This is a genomic window from Mesorhizobium sp. M7A.F.Ca.US.014.04.1.1 (assembly GCF_003998745.1).
In the GTDB taxonomy this organism is placed as follows: Bacteria; Pseudomonadota; Alphaproteobacteria; order Rhizobiales; family Rhizobiaceae; genus Mesorhizobium; species Mesorhizobium ciceri.
Genome location: NZ_RZRW01001486.1, coordinates 1 through 420 on the forward strand (window position 1 = coordinate 1; position 420 = coordinate 420).

Consider the following 420-nt stretch of genomic DNA (forward strand, 5'->3'; position numbering starts at 1 on the left):
GGCCCGCCGTATCGGCGCCAAGTTCCCGCAGCATCCGCACCAGACTGTCGCCCGCCAGATCGGCGCCGATTACGGAAACGGGGACAGCGGCAGCGCCGAGCGAAACGATGTTGGCCACGACATTGCCGGCGCCGCCCATGGTCGAGGTCTCGCCGCGCCCATGCAGCACCGGGATCGGCGCTTCCGGCGAGATCCGCTCGATGACGCCGTTGACGAAACGATCGAGGATGAAGTCGCCGACCACCAGCACGGTGGCTTGGCCGAACCGCGCAATGGCGCGGTGCAATGGTTCTGGAGAAGGCGGATTGTGCTTGATCATGTCACTGGCAACGCGAGGGTAAGGCAAATCTCAATTGTGATGAAAATTGTCAATTTACGGGCCGGATCGTTCATGCCTGCCGATATACCGCAAATCCACGC

The 420-nt window shown here is 62.1% G+C and carries 1 protein-coding gene; it reads right to left on the reverse strand.

The window, feature by feature from the left end:
• Positions 1-319: PfkB family carbohydrate kinase (locus EOA22_RS37260; RefSeq protein WP_245478828.1), on the reverse strand; the 319-nt coding region annotated here is incomplete at its 3' end.
• Positions 320-420 lie beyond the last annotated feature (101 nt).